This window comes from Methanobacterium sp. SMA-27, assembly GCF_000744455.1.
GTDB lineage: Archaea > Methanobacteriota > Methanobacteria > Methanobacteriales > Methanobacteriaceae > Methanobacterium_B.
On sequence record NZ_JQLY01000001.1, the window covers coordinates 2131500 to 2151568 of the forward strand.

The 20069-nt window shown below is 34.6% G+C and carries 19 protein-coding genes, 5 tRNA genes and 1 pseudogene; 16 read left to right on the forward strand and 9 right to left on the reverse strand.

Annotated elements, in window-relative coordinates; genetic code table 11:
* Window positions 1–25 precede the first annotated feature (25 nt).
* From DL91_RS10740 to comE, 7 genes and pseudogenes are all read left to right on the forward strand, one after another.
* Window positions 26–1117: pseudogene (locus tag DL91_RS10740) on the forward strand (formate--phosphoribosylaminoimidazolecarboxamide ligase).
* Between the two features lie 389 nt (window positions 1118–1506).
* The gene (gene psmB, locus DL91_RS10745) at window positions 1507–2139 is read left to right on the forward strand and encodes an archaeal proteasome endopeptidase complex subunit beta (protein ID WP_048191667.1); all 633 of its coding nucleotides are present in this window, start codon (window positions 1507–1509) and stop codon (window positions 2137–2139) included.
* A gap of 106 nt (window positions 2140–2245) precedes the next feature.
* The gene (locus DL91_RS10750) at window positions 2246–4150 is read left to right on the forward strand and encodes a beta-CASP ribonuclease aCPSF1 (RefSeq protein WP_048191669.1); all 1905 of its coding nucleotides are present in this window, start codon (window positions 2246–2248) and stop codon (window positions 4148–4150) included.
* 214 nt (window positions 4151–4364) lie between these two features.
* Entirely contained in the window at window positions 4365–5393 is a 1029-nt protein-coding gene (purM, locus tag DL91_RS10755; protein ID WP_048191671.1) for a phosphoribosylformylglycinamidine cyclo-ligase, read from the forward strand.
* 19 nt (window positions 5394–5412) lie between these two features.
* A complete protein-coding gene (comC, locus tag DL91_RS10760; protein ID WP_048191673.1) occupies window positions 5413–6441 on the forward strand; it encodes an L-sulfolactate dehydrogenase in 1029 nt (342 codons plus the stop codon).
* A 323-nt stretch (window positions 6442–6764) separates the two neighbouring features.
* Window positions 6765–7256 (forward strand): sulfopyruvate decarboxylase subunit alpha, encoded by a 492-nt coding sequence (comD, locus tag DL91_RS10765; RefSeq protein WP_048191674.1) that lies wholly within the window; start codon window positions 6765–6767, stop codon window positions 7254–7256.
* Between the two features lie 7 nt (window positions 7257–7263).
* Complete coding sequence (gene comE / locus DL91_RS10770) at window positions 7264–7818, forward strand: sulfopyruvate decarboxylase subunit beta (RefSeq protein ID WP_048191676.1); 555 nt, start codon at window positions 7264–7266, stop codon at window positions 7816–7818.
* 2 nt (window positions 7819–7820) lie between these two features.
* On the opposite strand, the gene DL91_RS10775 is transcribed toward comE, so the two are convergent.
* From DL91_RS10775 to DL91_RS10800, 6 genes are all read right to left on the reverse strand, one after another.
* Window positions 7821–8954, reverse strand: coding sequence for an aldo/keto reductase (locus tag DL91_RS10775; RefSeq protein WP_048191678.1), 1134 nt, complete (start codon window positions 8952–8954; stop codon window positions 7821–7823).
* 52 nt (window positions 8955–9006) lie between these two features.
* Window positions 9007–9303 carry a phosphoribosyl-ATP diphosphatase gene (hisE, locus tag DL91_RS10780; RefSeq protein WP_048191680.1) on the reverse strand — a complete coding sequence of 99 codons (297 nt, stop codon included), beginning with the start codon at window positions 9301–9303 and terminating at the stop codon, window positions 9007–9009.
* Window positions 9300–10094 carry a CBS domain-containing protein gene (locus tag DL91_RS10785; protein ID WP_048191682.1) on the reverse strand — a complete coding sequence of 265 codons (795 nt, stop codon included), beginning with the start codon at window positions 10092–10094 and terminating at the stop codon, window positions 9300–9302. Before DL91_RS10785 ends, hisE begins: the two co-directional genes overlap by 4 nt.
* 24 nt (window positions 10095–10118) lie before the next feature.
* Entirely contained in the window at window positions 10119–10346 is a 228-nt protein-coding gene (locus DL91_RS10790; protein ID WP_048191684.1) for a DUF504 domain-containing protein, read from the reverse strand.
* A 145-nt stretch (window positions 10347–10491) separates the two neighbouring features.
* Entirely contained in the window at window positions 10492–11847 is a 1356-nt protein-coding gene (gatB, locus tag DL91_RS10795; RefSeq protein ID WP_048191686.1) for an Asp-tRNA(Asn)/Glu-tRNA(Gln) amidotransferase subunit GatB, read from the reverse strand.
* A gap of 307 nt (window positions 11848–12154) precedes the next feature.
* On the reverse strand, window positions 12155–13156 hold the full coding sequence (locus tag DL91_RS10800) for a radical SAM protein (RefSeq protein ID WP_048191688.1): 1002 nt from the start codon (window positions 13154–13156) through the stop codon (window positions 12155–12157).
* Window positions 13157–13601: 445 nt separating this feature from the next.
* Between DL91_RS10800 and DL91_RS10805 the strand changes: the two genes are divergently transcribed.
* The 8 genes from DL91_RS10805 (at window position 13602) to DL91_RS13970 (ending at window position 15687) form a co-directional block, all read left to right on the forward strand.
* Window positions 13602–13674: transfer RNA gene (locus tag DL91_RS10805), tRNA-Asn, on the forward strand.
* 4 nt (window positions 13675–13678) lie between these two features.
* Window positions 13679–13752, forward strand: a tRNA-Ile gene (locus tag DL91_RS10810).
* 49 nt (window positions 13753–13801) lie between these two features.
* Window positions 13802–13876 (forward strand) — tRNA-Glu (locus DL91_RS10815).
* Window positions 13877–13936: 60 nt separating this feature from the next.
* Window positions 13937–14020 (forward strand) — tRNA-Leu (locus tag DL91_RS10820).
* 39 nt (window positions 14021–14059) lie between these two features.
* Window positions 14060–14132 (forward strand) — tRNA-His (locus tag DL91_RS10825).
* A 176-nt stretch (window positions 14133–14308) separates the two neighbouring features.
* Complete coding sequence (locus tag DL91_RS10830) at window positions 14309–14614, forward strand: hypothetical protein (RefSeq protein WP_048191690.1); 306 nt, start codon at window positions 14309–14311, stop codon at window positions 14612–14614.
* A gap of 71 nt (window positions 14615–14685) precedes the next feature.
* On the forward strand, window positions 14686–15096 hold the full coding sequence (hjc, locus tag DL91_RS10835) for a Holliday junction resolvase Hjc (RefSeq protein WP_048191691.1): 411 nt from the start codon (window positions 14686–14688) through the stop codon (window positions 15094–15096).
* Between the two features lie 96 nt (window positions 15097–15192).
* A complete protein-coding gene (locus DL91_RS13970; RefSeq protein ID WP_048191695.1) occupies window positions 15193–15687 on the forward strand; it encodes a hypothetical protein in 495 nt (164 codons plus the stop codon).
* A 34-nt stretch (window positions 15688–15721) separates the two neighbouring features.
* Here DL91_RS13970 and DL91_RS10845 read toward each other — a convergent pair whose 3' ends face one another.
* From DL91_RS10845 to DL91_RS10855, 3 genes are all read right to left on the reverse strand, one after another.
* Window positions 15722–16825 carry an AI-2E family transporter gene (locus DL91_RS10845; RefSeq protein ID WP_048191697.1) on the reverse strand — a complete coding sequence of 368 codons (1104 nt, stop codon included), beginning with the start codon at window positions 16823–16825 and terminating at the stop codon, window positions 15722–15724.
* Window positions 16826–16938: 113 nt separating this feature from the next.
* On the reverse strand, window positions 16939–17736 hold the full coding sequence (locus tag DL91_RS10850) for a dihydroorotate dehydrogenase electron transfer subunit (protein WP_048191700.1): 798 nt from the start codon (window positions 17734–17736) through the stop codon (window positions 16939–16941).
* A 30-nt stretch (window positions 17737–17766) separates the two neighbouring features.
* Window positions 17767–18669: a dihydroorotate dehydrogenase gene (locus tag DL91_RS10855; RefSeq protein WP_048192737.1), complete on the reverse strand. Its 903-nt coding sequence runs from the start codon at window positions 18667–18669 to the stop codon at window positions 17767–17769.
* Window positions 18670–18718: 49 nt separating this feature from the next.
* On the opposite strand from DL91_RS10855, the gene DL91_RS10860 reads away from it, so the two are divergent.
* Complete coding sequence (locus tag DL91_RS10860; protein ID WP_048191702.1) at window positions 18719–19936, forward strand: NOP5/NOP56 family protein; 1218 nt, start codon at window positions 18719–18721, stop codon at window positions 19934–19936.
* The last annotated feature ends 133 nt before the right edge of the window (window positions 19937–20069 follow it).

Sequence of the window (20069 nt, forward strand, 5' to 3'; positions counted from 1 at the left end):
ATCACTTGATCTAAGGAGAGATTCTATTGGAAAAGTAAACCGACAGGAAATTCTTGATATCTTAAAGGGTTATGATAAAGAAAACATAACAATCGCAACATTAGGCAGTCACACTTCCCTTCACATATTAAAAGGGGCCAAAGAAGAAGGTTTCAAGACCGCAGTGGTCTGTGAAAAGGGACGTGAAGTTCCATACAAAAGATTCAAAGTAGCAGACGAATACATCATAGTTGATAAATTCAGTGACATAGTGAACGATGATGTTCAGGAGAAACTAAGAGCAATGAACAGCATTGTGGTTCCTCATGGTTCTTTTGTTGCATACGCAGGTCTAGACAGAATAGAAAATGATTTTAAAGTACCTATGTTTGGGAACAGAGATATATTACGATGGGAATCTGAAAGAGATCTTGAACGTAAACTGATGTTAGAATCTGATATCAGGATCCCTATGAAGTATGATGATCCATCTCAAATAGACAGAACAGTTATGGTTAAGTTTCCAGGGGCACGTGGGGGAAGAGGATATTTCGTTGCTTCTTCAACAGAATAATACAATCAGAAAATCGATTCAATGCTTAAAAGAAATTGGATTGAAGAAGAAGACATTAAAAATGCTCACATAGAGGAATATGTATCTGGATGCAGCTACTGTATACATTACTTTTACTCTGCACTAAATAATGAAGTTGAAGTTATGGGTATGGACAGTCGTTACGAATCAAATATTGATGGTTTGTGCAGAATTCCAGCTAAAGATCAATTGGATGTTTCAATGGACCCATCCTATGTTATAACCGGTAATCATCCTGTTGTTATGAGAGAATCTTTGCTCGCTCAAGTATTTGATATTGGAGATAATTTGGTAGAGGGTGCTAAAAAGCTAGTTGCTCCCGGGATGAGCGGACCATTCTGTTTACAGACCCTATGCACAGACGATTTGGAGATAATTGTATTTGAGATGAGTGCCAGAATAGATGGTGGAACCAACACTTTCATGGATAGTTCACCATATAGTTACCTGCTATTTGGCGAGTTCATGAGTATGGGGCGTAGAATTGCCCGTGAAATCAGGAATGGGGCAGAAGAAGACAGGTTAGAAATCTTAATAACCTGATCTCAATATTTTTTTTATTTTCTTTCAATTATCCATAATTAATTCTAAACTTGCTACAACCTTATTATAAAATGTATAATATTATCCTGCAATTACAAGGCTTATTGATATATAAATATAGTAATAAATTTTCTATAAATTTCGAACTTATTGAAAACATTTATAAGTAGCTTCAACTAAAACAAGCTTGATAAAGGCCTTAATATTTAAAAGTTATTTTATTAGAATTATTTTAATTTATATATTGTGAATGGACTTGAAGGGGGAAAAAACTGAAGTTCGAAGCAATATTTATATAGAATGAATTTTACATATAAGGCTAGAAATTAATATTTGAAAAATTTTAAAAACTATTTTTAATTTATCGTGTTTTTTTAGAGGTGTATTTCATGAACGATAAAGATCGATTAAAAGGCACTACAACTGTTGGTGTAACATGCAAAGACGGAATTGTGTTTGCTACCGAAAGAAGAGCTTCAATGGGTAATTTAATTGCTCATAAAGTTGCAGACAAGATATTTAAAATTGATGATCATATTGGAGCTACAATAGCAGGATCAGTATCAGATGCTCAAAAGCTTATGGGATATATTAGTGCAGAAGTGGCCCTTTACAGGCTAAGAAATGGTGCCCCCATGAGTGTTGAGGCAGCTGCAAACATGACCTCGAACATACTGCATGCATCAAGATTTTATCCTTACTATGTCCAAACCCTTCTAGGAGGAGTGGATGAAAAAGGACCTGCACTGTTCTCCCTAGATCCTAGTGGCGGAGTTATTAAAGATCTGATGATTTCAACTGGATCTGGTTCACCAATTGCCTATGGTGTGCTTGAAGACCGTTACAACAAAGATATGGATATTGAAGACGGAATAGAAGTTGTAATAAGAGCAATTAAAGCTGCTATGGAAAGAGATACTTATTCAGGTAATGGTATAAAAATAGCAACCGTTACTAAAGAAGAAGGATTTAAAATACTGCCTGATGAAGAGGTAGAAAAGAAGATCAAAGAATTGAGCTAGTTTTTTTAATCCTAAAATAAAGTGAAGTTTTATATAACAATTAAAGAACCATATACAAATCTTATATGGTTCAAATATTATTTTCTATTTTTTTAGACGTGATTTTATGGGTTCAGAGATTCAAGAAATTAAAAATACAATAGTACAAAGATTACCTAATAGAGTACAAGTGGCAAAGGTCGAATTTGAAGGTCCGGAAGTGGTTATATACACAAAAAATCCGGAGATAATAACAGAAAATGGGGACCTAATAAGAGATTTAGCAAAGGATATAAGGAAGAGAATAATTATCAGATCAGATAAATCCGTGCTAACAGAACCTGAAAAAACAATAGACAGGATCCACGAGATTGTACCCGAAGAAGCAAAAATAACTAACATATCCTTTGATGAGGTTACCTGTGAAGTAATTATAGAAGCAAGGAAACCCGGGCTTGTTATAGGAAAATATGGTTCAACATCAAGAGAAATAATAAAAAAAACCGGATGGTCCCCCAAGATATTACGAACTCCACCCATTACCTCAGAAGTTATCCAGAGGGTTAGAAGGACTTTGAGAAAAAACAGTAAAGAACGTAAAAAAATTCTTCAAACCTTAGGTAACAGAATTCACAGAGAATTAACTTCTGAAAATGAATGGACTCGTTTAACTGCTCTTGGAGGATTTAGGGAAGTGGGAAGATCCTCTCTGTTTTTACAGACTACAAACAGCAAAATTCTCCTTGATTGCGGAGTAAATGTAGCAGGATCGGATGATAAAAGTTCATATCCATATCTTAATGTACCTGAATTCGTATTAGATGATCTTGACGCAGTAATAATTTCACATGCACACCTTGATCACTCCGGATTTTTACCCTACCTTTATCATTATGGTTACGAAGGTCCAGTATACTGTACAACACCAACAAGGGATCTTATGACCCTTTTACAGCTCGATCATATTGACATAGCACACAGGGAGGATAATCCTCTTCCATTCAATATTAAACATGTTAAAAAGAGTATCAAACACACAATAACTTTAGATTATGGAGAAGTAACAGATATAGCTCCTGATATTAGACTTACTCTACACAATGCAGGTCATATACTTGGTTCTGCCATAACACACATGCATATAGGTGATGGCCAGCACAACTTCGTTTACACAGGCGACTTTAAGTATGAAAGGAGCAGGCTCCTTGAACCAGCAGTTTCCAAATTCCCACGAATAGAATCAATGGTAATGGAAAGTACATACGGAGGGCACGATGATGTTCAACCAACACGTAATGATGCTGAAAAGGAACTTGTGAAAACCATTTACAGAACACTTGAACGTGGCGGGAAAGTTCTTATGCCCGTGTTTGCAGTTGGAAGAGCCCAGGAACTCATGATAGTTCTAGACGAATATATCAGACATGGAATAATTGAGGAAGTTCCAGTGTATATCGATGGAATGATTTGGGAAGCAACAGCCATCCATACTGCAAGACCAGAATATTTAAGCAAAGATCTGCGAGATCAGATTTTCCATATGGGAAGAAACCCTTTCATTTCTGAAGTTTTCCATAAGGTTAATGGTGGAAATGAAAGACAAGAAATTGTTGAGGGTGAACCTGCAATTATTTTGTCAACTTCGGGTATGTTAACAGGTGGTAATTCTGTAGAATACTTCAAACAGCTCTGTGGAGATGAAAGAAACTCCCTTGTGTTTGTTGGATACCAAGCAGAAGGATCTCTTGGAAGAAGGCTTCAGAAGGGTTGGAAAGAAATACCACTCAAAGAAGATGGGAAAACCAATGTTTACAATGTTAAAATGCATATTAAAACCATTGAAGGATTCAGTGGGCATTCAGACAGAAGACAACTTATGGAGTATGTTAGAAGATTATCCCCAAAACCAGAGAAGATAATGATCTGCCATGGAGATAACTATAAAACATTGGATCTTGCATCAAGCATTTACCGGAGTTATAAAATAGAAACTAAAACCCCTATGAATCTTGAAACCATAAGAATTCAATAAATTATGGTTTTAAATATTTTTTGAATCCAAATTTTTTTTTTATTTATTCAAAATTCCAAATATCTAGATAGTACAAATTAGTTAAATATTACTTTCCATTGGAATATTCCTATTAGATAAACTTGATCTCTTCTAGGAATATGGAACTTTTATTAACTGTCAAATCTAATATCCAATATTCAATTGTTGTTTTAAAAAATTTTTTGGTGATTTAATGGTAACCTATTCAGAATCCGGAGTTGACATCAGTCTCGAAGAGATCACAGTATCAGCACTAATCTCAAAACTGAAGGAAACCCTCAATTATAGAGACATTATTACAGACTCAGGACACTTTGCAGCCCTTGTTAAACTAGGAGACAGAGCCATAGCTATGAGCACAGACGGGGTTGGAAGCAAAATATTAGTGGCTGAGATGATGGAAAAATATGACACTGTTGGAATAGATTGCATTGCAATGGTTGTAAATGACATTCTCTGTGTTGGAGCAGAACCAATAGCAATGGTAGACTATCTTGCTGTTGAAAAACCAGACCCTGAAATAGCTGAACAGATAGGAGAAGGTCTTAAAGAAGGATGTAATCAAGCCAAAGTAGCTATGATAGGTGGTGAAACTGCCAGCCTTCCTGAAATAGTTAGAAACTTTGATCTTGCTGGAACAGGAATAGGTATCGTTGATGTGAATAACATAATTACGGGCGAAAATATTGCAGATGGTGATGTTTTAATTGGAATTGAGAGTAGTGGAATTCACAGTAACGGCCTCAGCCTAGCAAGAAAGGTTTTCTTCCAAGAAAACAGTTATAATATCGATGATATACTCCCGACTGATCCTAAAACTTCGGTGGGGGAAGAACTGCTTAAACCAACTATTATCTATGTAAAACCTATAATGGAACTTTTAAAAACAGATGTAGAAGTTCATGGGCTTGCACATATAACTGGTGGAGGTTTCACAAATCTTAAAAGACTTAAAAACGGGATGAGTTATGATATTGAAGCCCTTCCAGAACCCAAACCCATATTTCAAGCAATGAATTCGCTTGGAGTCCCAATAGAAGAAATGTATCGTGTTTTTAACATGGGAATAGGTTTTATTGTAGTTGTAAAGGCTGAAGATAAAGAAAAGACAATAAATACTTTAGAAAAATACAATCATGCTTATTTAATTGGTAGAGCTAAAGAGGACTCACGGGAGAAAGTTACAATTAAAACATTCCAAGAAAGTATTATCACATTATAAATTATTAGAAGGTGTATTAATGAATATAACAGCAGAACAGGAAAGGGCAATCATAATAGGGATCTTAAAAAATTTAAATGTTGCAGATGATGATGCAACCATTGTAGCAGATGTAACAGTTGATGCTGATCTCAAAGGATTTTCGTCTCATGGAATTGGAAGGTTTCCACAATATTTAAAGGGCCTAAAAGCAGGGACTATCGATCCTGAAGCAGAAGTAAACATTGAAAATGAAACAGTTTCAATGGCTCTTATAAACGGTAATCATAAATTTGGTCATGTAGTTACATATACTGCAATGGAACTTGCTATCGAAAAAGCAAAAGAAACAGGTATCGGAGTTGTAGGTGTGCATGATTCAAACCATTTCGGTGTTGCAGGATACTACTCGGACATGGCAATAATGGAAGACATGATAGGAATTGTTATTGCAAATACAGATCCTGCAGTTGCACCAATTGGAGGGAAGAAACCAATTATTGGAACAAATCCAATAGCAATAGGAATTCCTTCTAATAAACATTATGTTTCGGTTGATATGGCAACATCTGCTTCTGCAAGGGGAAAACTTTTAGAAGCCAAGCGTAAAGGAGAAATGATACCTGAAAATGTTGCTCTTGATGTGGATGGAAACCCAACCATAGACCCTGAAGCAGCCCTTAAAGGGTCAATATTGCCGTTTGGAGCACATAAAGGTTATGCATTATCATTTATGATTGAAATACTTGCAGGACCACTTGTTAGAGCAGCATTTGGTAAACAAGTTACAGGAACAGCTAACCCTGAGAAAATGTGTACTAAAGGAGATCTTGTTATGGCTTTGGATCCTTCAAAGTTCTCCGACATTGATACATTTAAAGAAGAAGTTGATGAATTCATAAATGAAGTCAAAGGATCTGGAAATGTTTTCATTCCTGGAGATATGGAAGTCAGGAATATAAAAGATCGCAAGGAAAATGGAATTGCCATTGACAATGTCCTTATGGATCAGATCATAGCAATATCCAAAGAAGTATCCTTTGATCTGGAATCTATTTTAGGTAATTAAACCCAAGATAATTCTATAAAATTTGATAACTATAAACATGTTTCAATGTTATCACCAGTTAAATTAAAAGCATGATTAAAAAGATAATCATGTTTCTTTTCTATTTCTTGGATACTTAGTAATTTATTCTTAAATTTAGCTTTCAACCTTAATCTAAATCCAAGGGTTTGTCCTTTAATAAATTGTTAATCTATTAAAATAGGAATAAAAGAATTATTTTCCTAAAAATTTCTAATTATAATATGTTGATTTACTAAAATTCATAACTAAATAAAGATATACACATTATTACAAATTAATCAAAATTTAAATAGGTGTTTTATTTGGACAGTAGTGAAGCAGTTTACAATGCACTAAAAAAATCTGGAATAGACTTTGTGGTATCACTACCATGTGTAAATTTGGGTAAGATAATGAAGATGGTAGATTCAGACCAGGACATAGTACATGTGCCTGTTACAAGGGAAGAAGAAGGGTTTGGAATCTGCGCTGGTGCATTTATAGGCGGTAAATCCCCAGCCATGCTCATGCAGAATTCAGGGCTGGGTAACTCTGTAAATGTGCTTGCATCATTGTTTGAACTTTATAAACTGCCTGTTATGATAATAATGAGCCACAGAGGCACTGAAGGGGAATTCATGAGTGCTCAAATTCCAATGGGGAAAGCAACACCAAAGGTTTTGGATGCCCTGGAAATTCCATATTTCAATCCTAAAACTCCTGATGATGCTTTAAATATTATCCCAAAAGCATGGCAAATTGCAAAAACAAAAGGCACCCCTATAGGTATACTCTTGGATATTAAATTCTGGTAGTGTAAAAATGGAAAGAATAGAAGCCATCCAAAAAATATCATCCGAATTAACAAACGAACTGGTTATATGCAATATTGGATTCCCTTCAAGGGAACTCTTCCATGTGAAAGACTCATCTACTCATTTTTATATGTTGGGCTCAATGGGACTTGCATCGTCAATTGGTCTTGGATTAGCGATTTCAACTAGCAAGAAAGTGATAGTCTTTGATGGAGATGGATCAGTTCTAATGAATCTAGGAAGTTTAGTTACAATATTCAATCAAAACCCTAAAAATTTAATATTAATAGTTTTGGACAATGAATGCTACGGTTCAACAGGATCCCAGTGTACATATGCATCAACAGTTGATCTTGGAAAAGTTGCCAAAGCAGTTGGATTTAAAACCATATTTTTCTTCAAAAACAATACAGAAATGAATTTAGAAGAAGTTTTAAAATCAGAAGGACCCATATTTGTCCATTTTAAGGTTAAAAAAGGGAATGCAAATGTGCCTGTTATCCCAATGGAACCTGTTGAAATAAGAGACAGATTTATGGATGAAATAAAAAAACAAGAATAAAATTATTCAAAAGTTTTACGAACAGTTTCAAGAGTACTTTGAATTGGGATCATTTGGGGACATAATTTTTCACATTCTCCACATTTATTACATTTAGATGCTCTTTCATTGTCTTTTAATAACATATAATAATTCATTCTAGAGTTTTCAGTGTCCTGAAACATATATGAATGGTTCAACTGCAGAAAATTTCCAGGTATATCCACCCCCTGTGGACAGGGCATACAGTAACCACATTGAGTACAATCAACCTGTTTTCTAAATCTGTAAACTGTTCGAACTTCTTTGATAATCTCCTTCTCATCGGGTGTTAGTGAATTGGTGAATCCTTCTTCAGCAATTTTCAGGTTTTCATCAAGGTCATTATTATTACTCATACCACTTAGAACTACATCAATTTCTTTTTTATCCCAAAGATACTTCAAAGCCCATTCAACAGGGCTTCTTTTAACTGGTGATTCGTCCCATATATCTTGAACTTCGGTAGGTATGGTTTTTACCAATGTTCCTCCCCTTAATGGTTCCATTATTACCACACCTACACCATTACTCGACGCATAACGTATTCCTTCTATTCCCGCCTGATAATTCTCATCAACAATGTTATACTGTACTTGACATACATCCCAATTGTAGGAGTCAATAACATCAAAAAATAATTCTAGTTCCCCATGAAATGAAAAACCAGTATATTTTATTCTTCCATCCGCTACAGCCTCATCTAAAAATTCTAAAACTCCTAGAGATTCTAATTTGGACCAATAATCTTCCTTAATAGAATGCAGCAAATAAAAATCGATTTGTTCCGTTTGAAGCCGTTCCAGCTGTTCTTGAAGATAATGGTCCATATCTTCCCTTTTTTGGATTAACCACGAAGGTAATTTATCAGAAATAAAAACTTTATCCCTATAGCCATTTTTAAGCGCATCTGCAATTACAGTTTCGCTATGACCATTATGATATGGATAAGCAGTATCAATGTAATTAACACCATTATCTATGGCTTTACGTATCAAATGAATTGCATTAACACTATCCACATTATTGTACTGTCCATTTTTAACTGGCAGACGCATACAACCATAACCCAATATAGATATTTTTTCTCCAGTTGATCCAAGATTACGATAGAGCATTTAGAACCCCTCAAAAAAAGTTATTTATTCACATTGAATGAAAAAAATTAATTTAATCCCTTCTTCTTTCAAATTCTGTGTATAATTCATTAATATCAACTCCTTTATAAACTAAAAGGAGTAAAGTATGGAAAATCAGGTCAGTTGCTTCATAGACCAGATTTTCATTGTTTTTGGATGCAATTATCAGTTCTGCAGATTCTTCACCTATCTTTTCTAGTATCTTGTCCTCTGCACATTTATCGCTGTCCCTCATGATCTTAGATGTGTAAGAATCAATTGGTTGATCACGCCTTTTCTCCAAAACACTGTAAACCTCTCTTATTATTGTGTCTTTATTGTTATTCATTTTCTGGCCTCCTTTCGAAGACTGCTGGTGATTGCAATTAGAGGGTGCTGAGCATCGTCTATGACTTCAATGTCTTTGAATGAGAATATTCCATTCTTATCTGCTGTCTTTTCAAGTCCAAGGTGGATATCTTTATCCAGCTTAATTACATAAGAATCTATATCTTTACATCCAAGTTTACGTGCTGCTGCAGTTCTATGGTGCCCATCTACTAGTATATATCTATCTCCAGATTGTGCAATTATTGTTGGTTCTGCAAGACCTCTTTTAATTTCATAAGTTCTTCCCTGGAGTTCATCGGCATATATTTTGTCCTGTGTAGGTCTCACCTTATCAATTGGAACTTTCTTTCTTACAACTTTGGTTTTTATTTCGTAGAGCTGTTCCAAGGTTTTTTTGAAATATTCGACTTTCATGGGGGTCGATCTTTCGATATGTGAACGTACAATATCGGTATTTGTAAGAATTCCCACCAGTTTTGCATCCTTATCTATTACTGGAAGTCTAGATATTCCCATTCTAAACATTACTCTTGCGGCATCATTTATTGGCATTTCATGGTCTGCAACAACGATGTCTGTTGACATTATGTCTTTAACATAGGGTAACCATTCTTTAAGGAGAAGGTCAAAGGCTGTTACCATTCCTATAACTTCACCATTGGTTCTGACTGGAAATCCATCGTGTCCAGTTCCCTTCATAAGCATTATTACTTCCTCGTTAGGAGTTTCTGGAGTTACTGTGATAACTTCTTTAGTCATGTAATCTTTCACAAGAGCTGAGCTCGTCATTAAAAATCTCCTATAAATTTAGAATTATTTTTTATATAAAATTTTATTCTTATTTTCAATTTTTACTATTCTATGGTATGGAATTTGAGTTCCTTCCCTCAATATTAAAAATCCCCTTTCAATTCTTTCAATGTAAATTCCATTGATCTGTTTAAGATTTCCTGGAGCACCTCTGTGTATATAAGATATTTTAATTTCATTGATCTCCATTCCAGGATGCCATAGAACCATGTTAATTATGTTTCTTGCCATTCGATGGCCTGATTTTCCCAAATTAAAGAATGTTAAGGGTTTTTAATTATTTGAAGTCTGTATCTATATTCTATTTGTCATTATGTTGTTAAAGAATTTTATCTAATTTTCTGAAAACAATTTCTAAATGAAAAATATCAGAAAGTTATTCCTTAAGTTCTGCCTCTAAAAGCTTGTGAGTTTCACCAGGATCTGCCTTTCCGCGTGTAATTCTCATTACCTGACCTATAAGGAAGTTCATAGCATTTTTCTTTCCCTCATAATAATCTGAAACTGCTTCGGGATTTTCATTTACAACCTGTTTCACTGCCTTGAGAACAATATCTTCATCAACAACACCGGTTAACCCTAATTTTTCAGCGATCTGGGAGGGCATTTCATGATTTTTAGGAAGTTTCTCCATGATCCTCTTACCTGCTTTGGCCGTGATCTTCTTATCTTGAAGCATTTGAAGGAGATCAACTATTTGTGCAGGCGTTATTTCACTCTCCTTGAAGTTCATTTTGTTGTAGTAAATCACCCGCTTAAGTTCATCTCTCATCCAAAGAGCAGCAAATTCTGGATCTATAGACTTTACAACTTCTTCAAATGCATCTGCAAGATCCAATTCAGATGTAATGACCTTAGCATTATCTTTACTGATCCCATATTCACAAACAAATCTGTCTGTCTTAATGTGAGAGGGTTCAGGCATTTCCTCGCGTATTGTTTCAATTCTGTCCTTTTCAGCGAGCATTGGGGGAAGATCTGGATCAGGTATGTATCTGTAATCTTCTGCTTCTTCTTTTAGACGCATTGGAACAGTAATCATCTGCGATTCCAAAAATGCTCTTGTTTCCTGTTTTATCTCAATTCCTCTTTTAAGTAGATTTTTCTGGCGTACCATTTCAAACTGTAATGCTTTGTAAGCACCTTTTATTGAATTTATATTCTTTATTTCTGCCCTTTTTCCACCTTCAATGGATATATTGACGTCAGCACGCATTGTTCCTTCACCACGTGCACTTCCACTGTACTCTAACACTCTGATCAATTCTCTGAGAAATTTTCTAGCTGCCTCAGGAGACTTCATATCTGGTTCTGTAACTATTTCAATGAGTGGTATTCCTGATCTGTTGAAATCAACAATTCCAAGATCGGGTTTGTATTGACCAGGATCCTCTTCAATATGAACATCATAAATTCTTACTCCATTCAGTTCTCCCTGGTCCCCTATAGGTATAGATGTTCTCTGGTAGCCAGATGAAAGATCAGGATAATCATAGTGTTTACGCTGGAAGTAGGTTACTTCAGGCGATATTTCACAACCCAACATTAAAGCAATCTTAATGGCACCATCAAGGGCTGCTTTATTTGGGGGGTATGGTTTTGCTCCAGGCTGGTTCAAACATACAGGACAAATATTTGAATTAGCAGGAGCATCCTTATAATTGGTATGACATGTACAGAATAATTTGGAATCAGTTTCAAGCTGAACATGAATTTCCAGTCCGCATTTCATCTTAATAGTTATTCCTCCAGTGTAGTGATGTATCTTAAATTATATTAAATTAAAATATTTTTATTTTAAATAGATTTATCTGAATCATAATAATATAATATTTAATTTACACAGTATCTATAAAATAATTTTATTGAATTTCTAACTATTTAAAAATGGTTTTGATACTGAAATAAGTATAACTATCAATCCCAAATATAAATTTTTAATATGGAGTTTAAGCTAATATATTTTAAAATTATTTATTATTATCTGGTACCCACTTAAATCATAAATTTCTTAATGAGTTCAATTATTAGTTATTCAATTATTTTTTCACATTCTTAGTAACGCCATCTATATATCTTTTTATAAATGGTTCAAGATCTGCATGCTGAACATTGGATTCCTGTAATATTTCAAGGTCTGTAAAGGTCCCTTGTAGATATCTTCCTGCCCATTCAACTTCTTCTTCAACTCTTTTACCATATCTAGTTCCATACATCTTGAACAATGGAAATTTTGTTAGGCCATTTGCACCTGCAAGAATCAATGGCCCTATGTTGGCAAGATTATCTATCCATGTACCAGTAACTATCTCTAAAAGTGGAAATTTTATTCTTGTTGCAGCTACCACATTGGCATAGTACAATGATGCAGGTTGTGGCGAATTTTCATATATGGTGTCTTTATGAGGATTCAATGAATAAAATGTGACTCTATCTATTCCCATTTCTTCAATAAGCTTCCAAAGATATTTTGTATCCTCTGGTTTTTCTCCTAGACCCAATATTATTGTGATTGCCTTTTTAAACCCAAATTCACCTGCCAACTCAAGCATTTCAATTATATCCTCTAAAGACTTGCTAGGGCAAATACTTTGATGAAGATCTGGGTTTGCAATTTCAACAGCCCCTGTTATTCCTGCTATTTCATCACCATATATTTCAAGTTCCTTGGTTATTCCAAGGTTTAACCAAACTGGTTTTCCAGTTATTGAAAATATTTTTTCGGCGATATTTTTTATCTCAGGAGTTTTGAACGAACCATACCCCCCAGAAAGAAATTCTATATTCCACCCCATTCTGCGGGTGATTTCTGCCTCCGCAAGTATGGATTCAACTTTTCTACGGGCTTTTTCTGGCTCTTTAATTTTGGGCTTTTGCGATGACATATAACAAAATGCACAATCGCCTTTATCACACCACCATGAAAGAAAAATTGCCCTTTCTAATGTGATTTGTTTTCCATGTTCTGCAATAGTGATTTTATTGGCCTCTTGAAGAAGTTCAATAGTCTGATGATTTTTGATCTTGTTGATAAGGTTCATTGTTATACCTTTAACATAAAAATAGTGTTTAAATCATTAAATATTATAGTTAATTATAAGTTTACAATCAATATAAATTCCTAGGATTTGAGATTTAATATTTAAATATTAAAAGGATATTAAAATAATATTTTATATGGGTTATTTAAGCTTTAAAAATGAATATAGTGTTTTAACAGGGTTTTGAATAATATTAGGTGTTATTAAACCTAATTAATTTATAAAAACAATTTGGAATTTATTGTTTGGATAATATTAAAAATATTTTTAATTGAAACTTTAAATAGAAGTGAAACATCCCTCCAAAAACAATTTCATCAGATAAATTGTTTCATCCGCAACCTTTATATAGGATAAATGTCAACCTTAAGAATACATCTTGGTGTGCTATGTTTTAAATTATTGCAAACCCTAGATAATAGTTTGTAGGTCTTACTCAGCATCAGCCGCCGTAGCTCAGTAGGTAGAGCGTTCGACTGTTAATCGATTGGTCACAGGTTCGAGCCCTGTCGGCGGCGCTATGGGCCCATAGCTTAGGCTGGTAGAGCGCCCGGCTCATAACCGGGCGGCCATGGGTTCGAATCCCATTGGGCCCATCCAGATATATATTAAATTAAAAATAAAATAAATTTGTGTGTAAAATTTGCTCCGTTGGTGTAGTCCGGCCAATCATTTCGGCCTTTCGAGCCGAAGACTCGGGTTCGAATCCCGGACGGAGCATTGTTAAATTTTTAAAAATGCATATATTGCCCCATATATGATGGAATAATGCAAAGTATAGCAGGGGTGCCCGAGCTGGCCAAAGGGGACAGGCTTAGGACCTGTTGGCGTAGGCCTACCAGGGTTCGAATCCCTGCCCCTGCACTCTTAGCTGTTATTGTTACATAGATATTTATTTAATGTGCCGGGGTGGGGTAGGTGGTTATCCTACGGGACTGTGGATCCCGCGACTCGGGTTCGAATCTCGGCCCCGGCCTCTAAATTTTACATATAATAGCTTATATTTTTTTTAAAATTCATTCTAAATTCTACAGTATTTCTGCTTTAAACTGTTTTGATTTATTTTTGCATGAAATAAGTTGGAAAAATACTTATAGAATGTTCGAAAGAATAAAAAATATCTTGTAATATATTCTATCTGTTGGAGTATCCATGATAATAATGGAAAAAACATGTGGTTCCTATAAATGTGATGTAATGCATGAAGGTAAAAGAATAGGGCACATGGACGGTGTAAATTTAATACAATGGTTCGTGAAGAATAGATACCGTTATACAGGGACCTTTTCAAGGTTTGTGACCAGCGATCCAGAAGAAAGCCAATCTGGTATTGACATCGATATAATATTTTCTAACAAGAGAATCATTATCAAAAATGCCAGAATCGAATGGATTAAAAGTCCAAATCAAAATGGTACCTTCCACGCGGCTAATATAGAGAGCTATGAAGTGGTTTAAATTTCGGTCTATTTGCTAATTTTTACTTATAAGATAATTTTATCTGTTACTATTTCAGGAATCATGATATAATGAGTAAAACAGGATCAAGGGAAGAAAGAGAACTTGTAAAGATGCTTTGGGGTGCTAACTGTGCCGCCATGAGAGCACCAGCTTCGGGAGGAGCAACAAAAAAACCTCTTCCAGATGTTATAGCTGGCAATGGGACCACATATCTAGCTATAGAGGTTAAATCGACTTCATTAGAAAGAATATATATAAATTCAGAGAAAATAGATGGGCTCAAAGAATTTGCTGATATATTTGGTGCTAAACCCTATATTGGTGTAAAGTTTCTAAGAAAAAAATGGAGATTTATTTGTCTTGAAGATCTGTATATAACCAAAAATAACAACTACCGTGTGAATCTAGACCTTGCATTTGATAAAGGTCTTGAATTTGATGAAATAATTGGAAGGGATAAACAAGTTAAATTTAGTTAATATATATTAATTTAATTTATTAGGATTGTTTTATAAGATAAATAAATAATTACTAAAATAATTACAAAATATAAATAAATCATTAGGAGGTGTTTTATGGATAAAAGGATATCTGCATTAATAATTATTGTAATTGTTTTGTTAGTGGCAGGAGTTGTAGCCTTTAATTATATGAGTAATTCAACAACAACTAATAACACCACAACAGCAAATAACACTACAACCAACACATCCAATAAAACAACTAATATTAATGTGGTTGCAAATCAAACAGGACCTGTTACAGCCAAAAAAGGAGACAATGTAACAATTAGTTACAGTATTTCTAACAAAGGTAACAGTGAAGTTTTCAATGTAAAGGTCATTGATCAGAATTTTGAAAATACAATTGGAACTTTAAAACCAAGTGAAACCAAGAATTTCCAGTACACAGTACACATACCAACTGATGAAGAGGTTCAACAAGATTTCGATCCAAATGCAACAGTTTCCAACCCATTCTCCATAGGCGGTTTTGGAGTTAGTTTTAAGGATATAAATGGAAATACACACACAATAAATGCTAATTCCCTGGAAATAAAGCTTGATTAACCAGGGCATTACCTTTTTTTAACTTTTTTGAAATTCAATGATCTTTTTCTTTAATTTTACTACCCACATTAGTTTCTACAATTTTTTCTACAGGTTTGTCCTGATTTTCCTTCTTATAGGCAACTACTGCAGCGTAAGTTACACCCAATATAAGAGGGCCAATAATAAATCCAACCAAACCCAGTACAAGGGGCCCGCATAAAAATCCTAGAAGGAATATTAAAGGATGGATATCCGCATATTTACCTGCGAGTTTTGGTCTAATGTACATATCCATCAAACTAAGCAAAACCCCCAATAACATAACTTCCACTGCCCTGAAGTAGTTTCCAATGATGGCATCATAGATTGCAAGACCCACAAGGGTAGGCCAATGCCCAACAATTGGCATTAACTGAAAGAATCCAGTCAATGTTCCAAGGAATAATGCATAAGGATAACCTAATAATGCAAATCCAATGCCTGCCACAACTCCTGTTATTGTAGCTGTAACAAAATGTCCAAAGAATATACTCTTTAAAACCCGGTCAGTTTCCTTTATTAACGTTTTGAAATAGTGTTTTCTATCTTCTGGTACCATGTAATCCAAATAATCCCATACTCTATCACCATCCCTTGCAAAGTAAAATGTAGATGCAAAAAATATGAAAAGCTGGAGTAAAACAGTTGGAATTGACTTCAAAAGTCCTAATAAATATTCTGTGAGGCCTCTAAGAATGTCTTCTACACCTAAATAAATGGAATTAATTACCGAAGTCACAACTGGAGATGTACTTTCTGCAGGAATATATTGTTGAATTGGAAGATAATTTTGTATGTTAGTACTGTTTATACTACCTAAATTAAGGGTTTTAACAAATTCAACAAATGCAGGTGTTGATGCAATGATGGTATTGATAAAAAGTATTATAATTGCGATTAGGGGAATTATTACTATTATCATGCCAACAAATATTGCAATAGACTTGTACTTTAGATATGGTTCCATTCTATTTGACAGTGGACGTATTGCATAGGCAAATATAGCTCCAAGTATAATCATACTGAGCATCGGTGTCAAAACTAACGCAGAGAATATAACAAGGATTATAATTACAAAAATTGCAGAAGTTAAATTATTTTTAATATCATTAATCATTTTTTCCACTCTTTTATGAATATAAGTCTAGAGAGATTAGTATAATTTCCAATGAATATAAGTTTGATTAATAAAAAAAACATTCCAAATTTTGGTGCAAAAAAAATCTGATCTCATGGAATTTTATGTTTCACACCTGACGAATCCCTTCGGTATTTACCAAATTCACTGATCATTCTAAGTTCATCTGTCCAAAATACAGGTCCTTCAACACATACTCTCCAACCAACATTATCAACACAACACTGACCACATAAACCCATTCCACATTTCATATATCTTTCCATTGAAAACTGTGCAGGAATTCTATAATTTTCAACAATGTCAAAGAGTTTTTTCATCATGACCTCGGGACCACAACTTACTATCATATCATAATCAGTTTCTGATAATGTCTTTTCAGCAAGATCTGTTCCGAACCCACAGAAACCAGAGGTTCCATCGTCGGTACATGTTAATAGTTTAGCTCCCGATTTATCAATTCTACTACTGAAAATCAATTCATTACTGGTGGTAGCTGCACTTATAATATGTACATCAATCCCCATTCTGGTTGCTTCCTCGCAAAATGCTATTACCGGCGCCATACCAATACCCCCACCTACTGCAAGGATTTTTGAACCGGCAATATGGAATCCCCTACCATATGGTCCCCTCAATCCCAATTCATCTCCTTCACGAAGATTATGTACTTGGTTAGTAAATTCGCCAATATTTCTAATGGATATTCCTATCTCATTTTTCACAGGGTCTATAAGAGATATTGACATGGGTTTTTCATTATTAAAATTCCAAACCATCATAAACTGGCCCGGAATTTCATCTTTCACAGTCCAATCAAAGATAAATGTTTTTACTGTGGGAGATTCATTTATTATTTGTTTTATTTTAACTATCTTAGGAACATTCATATTATCAACCTGTTAACATCCACAATGTATTCAATCATGGGAAATTCCAATAATTTCATCTACAGAACCATACCCCTTCTCATCCATGAATCTTCTAAGCCCGTTATTTATCTTTGTAAAAATATCCATTCCTTCGTACATTATAGAAGTACCGATCTGAACACATCTTGCACCTGCATATAAAAATTCAAGCACATCATTATGATCTCTTATACCACCCACTCCAATAATAGGAATGTCTATAGATTCAAAAACATCAAAAACACACCTAATTGCAATAGGTTTTATGGCAGGTCCAGACAATCCTCCAAAACGATTCTTTAATATGGGTATTCCCGTTTCTACATCAATTTTCATTCCAGGTCCAACTGAATTTATCATTGTCAAAGCATCTGCTCCTGCATCCTCAGCATATTGTGCAATTTCAACTATATCTGTTACATTGGGGGTTAACTTGACAAAAACAGGAATTTTTACGCTTTTCTTTACAGTTCTCACTATATCTGCAGTTAAATGTGGGTCTTGTCCAATTGCTGATCCACATCCACCCATTGCATGTGGACATGATACATTGAGCTCAATGGCATCCACTAGATTTTCAACCTCTGATGCTATTTCAGAAAACTCATATTGGTTGGCACCATACAGAGAGGCTATGGCCGGAACAGATTTATCCAGCTTTTCAAGCTCTAATTTAAAGTTAGCAACACCAGGATTTGATAGGCCAATAGCATTGATAATTCCTCCCGTAACCTCTACCGTTGTAGGATTTGCATATCCCTTGTTAGGATTCAAACCAAACGATTTAGTTACAACAGCCCCTGCACCACTTCTACCGGCCCAATTAAGTGATGATGCAGTGCTACCCAGTATTCCTGCAGCTAACATTGTAGGACTTCTCATTTTAATACCGCATAGTTCGATTTCCAGTATAGTCACCCCATGACGAAAGTTTAAATCTTTAAAATATACAATTAAATCTATGAAATGTTATCTCACATGTTCCTTTGCTGGATTCATATCCCTTGATGAAAATTGTACACTCTTAGATTATGAACTTTTCCCAAGGGACAAATTAAAGGAAAGGTTTGCAAAGATCAGTGCTGGAATTGTAACCCAAGAAGAAGAATTAATTCTCAAAAGACTTGTTAAAAAATGCGATACAATAGTAATTGAAACCAATACTCCCCATTCAAGATATAAAAATCTTAAAGAAAGCATTAAATTTAAATATGAAACTCCAAACATGGCCGGAGAATTTTTAAGGTCAAATATGGAAGATTTATTAAAAAAAACAGATTTCTTAAAATCTGATGATGATCTAACTAAGATAATTCATGACCTATCAATAGAAATAACTAATGATCGCTTGCGAAAGGCTTCTGAATCTGAAGATATGTTCCTGATTCAGGCCATAAATTCCATAGACGAACTTGATGAAACAACTGGTAAAATGGTTGAAAGGTTGAGAGAATGGTATTCAATACACTTCCCCGAGTTGGATAAAATAAAAAATCATGAACGATTCGTTGAAATTGTAGCAGATCTTGGGGACAGGGATTCAATAATTGATTCTGGTGTTCTAGATCCGGATAAAGATTCTGTTAGAACCGATAAGAGTATTGGAGCACCCATATCTGAAATTGACCTTTTAATCCTTAAGGAATTTGCATCATCAATAAAATCTCTACAAGTAACAAAGAGATCAATCACAGAATATATAGATGAAAGAATGGGTGAGATTGCACCCAATCTCAAGGATCTTACAGGTGCATCTCTAGGAGCCAAGCTCATCGCCCATGTTGGTAGCCTAGAGAGATTATCAAAAATGGCTTCAGGCACTGTACAAGTTCTTGGAGCTGAAAAAGCCCTTTTCAGGCATTTAAAAACTGGTGAGAGACCACCTAAACATGGACTTATTTTCCAGCACCCCGAAGTCAGAGGTGCTAAATGGTGGATCAGGGGAAAAGTTGCACGAACATTAGCACTAAAAATATCTTTGGCCGTGCGTAAAGATGTTTATTCAGGTGAATACGATCCGAGTATAAGTGAAAGTTTCGAAATACGTATTGAAGAAATTAAAAAGTCCAATCCATTCCCTAAAAAAAGTACAAAAGGAAAAAAAGTTAATGATAAGGAAACAAAGAAGAAAAGGAAAAAAAGAGATAAATACAAGAAAAATATCAAGGATTATTATTAGAATTTTAATACCAAATGTGAAGAGTATATTTTCAAAATTCCGAAAAAAACAAAACTTAAATATTAGTAATCTGTAGATGTGTATCATCACCACCACAATTACTAATTTCATATACAACCGGATTCTTCACAAA